Origin of the sequence: Clostridium thermopalmarium DSM 5974 (genome assembly GCF_002995795.1) — a bacterium.
Lineage (GTDB): Bacteria > Bacillota > Clostridia > Clostridiales > Clostridiaceae > Clostridium_H > Clostridium_H thermopalmarium.
In genome coordinates, this window is sequence record NZ_PVXN01000050.1 from 1 (window position 1) to 2,186 (window position 2,186).

Consider the following 2,186-nt stretch of genomic DNA (forward strand, 5'->3'; position numbering starts at 1 on the left):
TGTCACCGAATGAATTTTATAACCTTCATTTTGGAGAAAGTCTAACTAATATTGAAATAAGGGTGTAATTCTGACAAAACTAAAGAATTTATTAGGTTTTGTCCAAAACGAAGGGGTTAATCCGATTTCTTTCTAAATTTAAATATTCATTATCTGTTTCAATAGTTAAACTTTCATAATTTGAGTAGTTTAATAGCAAATGCTTATATTCATTTACTTCTTTAATATTTTTCATAGACTTATATCTTACATTATTGCAAAGTAATAAATAAAATTTATTAAGAATATCATAAAAGTCTAAATGCCCTACCATAAGCTTCTTTTTTTCATAATACTTAAATAATCGTTTTATAGATACACCTATTTCTTTCCTTTTATAATATCTTATTGCTTCACTTAATTTATCGTTAAAATTGCTATTATGTAATTCACAAATTACGTTCCAGTTAAGATCACTTATCTTATAGTTTTTCATATAATTAATTATATAAAACCATCCTACAATCCTTTTATACATTTGCATGCTATATAAAAATGTATTACCTTTATAAAAGTCATCATATAGAAATCTTGATAACTCTTTCTTCATATCTATATATTCTACTGTAGAATTGATACATTGTTGCAAATCACTCATATACTTTTTTAAAGTATCTTTATCAATCATTTCTATTATCTCCTAGTGTTACCTTTTATTTTATCAAGTATCTCCTTTTGTATTTTTTCAGTTTCCTTTAATTGATCCTCAGGTTTAGGATTATAATACTTCAATGTAGACTGTATACTTTTATGTCTCATTTCTTTTTGAACATAAGAGATATCTTTATTTAATTCATCAATCAAATACATAGCATATCCATGTCTAAATCTATGATTTAAATTATCCTCCTTACTATTCTTATCTATCGAAATACCTATCTTAATAAAAATCTCTTTGAGAAAATTATTCCATCCTGAAGGTGATAATGGACTTCCATTCTTGTTTAAAAATAGGTAGTAATTTCTTCTTGTATTTTCTCCTACACAGTCTGCCTTCGCATATTTCATGATATTTTCCAATTTTCTTTCCGTTTGATTTAGAATATCTCTAGATATTTCTTGATATTTTCTGACTTCATCCATTAATTTTATTGGCAAAGCCACAACCTGATACCCACCTTCTCTTTCACTATTATAGATTTTTGTCTTATACATTTCTGAAGAAAAAACCTTCATGCACCCTTTTGCATGTTGATATTTCTTATCACTTACTCTATTTCTCAAGTAAAGTTGACCTGCTCTCTTATCATCGGGATGAGGAATAATGTCCTCTAATGTAATTCCTAATACTTCACCAATCCTCAATCCTCTTAAAAACATTAGATCTATAATCAATTTATTCCTTAATTTAAACTCTGATCTGACATTTTCATCAATGTATTCCAAAACTCTAGTATATTCTTTAACTGAAATATACTTAGGAACATATTGATTAAAACCCTTATGCCTTGATTTATTTGTTGTATATTTGCTTGTCACAATTACTTTATTTGCACTATAGCTAATTTTATCAGTGACAAATTGTACCTTATCAAAAAATTCATTTTTATTAAATCTAGAAAACATTATATACTTTCTGATGTCATCAAAGTATGTATTATGAGTTGTTATTGTCCTATTAGTCTTAAATATATACCTTTCAATATTTCCTTCTATATTATGGCCTAAAATAAAATGTGATAAATTAATAATATCTGTCTTGTCAAGTTCCTGTATTTCCCTTCCAATAATTTCACTAAAAGAATATAATAACTTCAATGCACTTGCTGCTTGTTCTCTACCTGAAAGAACTACGCTTGCACAATAATAATTTAAGTAATTAAATACTTCTTCGATTACTTCTCCTTTTGAATTAAGTAGAAATACATAATGGAAATTCTCATACTTCTTACTAACTCTTACAATGCTTACTTTTCTTACAAGTTCATCATCTATATTAAATTTAATAATATGAATGCAATGCAGGAAATACCAAAATTTTTCAATTTCATGGTAATTTGTCCCCTTTATTTAATAATACAAGATGAACTTCTATAGCAATTCATAGAAGTTCATCCATAGTATAATATAGTTTAATCAGTTATTTTTCCCAACCTTGAGATCTTTCAACTGCTTTATGCCATCCCTTAATAATTTGTTCTCTCTTT

Annotated in this window: 2 protein-coding genes; both read right to left on the minus strand. The window is 26.4% G+C overall.

Annotation, left to right across the window (positions count from 1 at the left end):
• Nucleotides 1-91 precede the first annotated feature (91 nt).
• Complete coding sequence (locus CPAL_RS08790; RefSeq protein WP_106024444.1) at nucleotides 92-667, minus strand: hypothetical protein; 576 nt, start codon at nucleotides 665-667, stop codon at nucleotides 92-94.
• A gap of 5 nt (nucleotides 668-672) precedes the next feature.
• Nucleotides 673-1,797: a tyrosine-type recombinase/integrase gene (locus CPAL_RS08795; RefSeq protein ID WP_106024445.1), complete on the minus strand. Its 1,125-nt coding sequence runs from the start codon at nucleotides 1,795-1,797 to the stop codon at nucleotides 673-675.
• Nucleotides 1,798-2,186 lie beyond the last annotated feature (389 nt).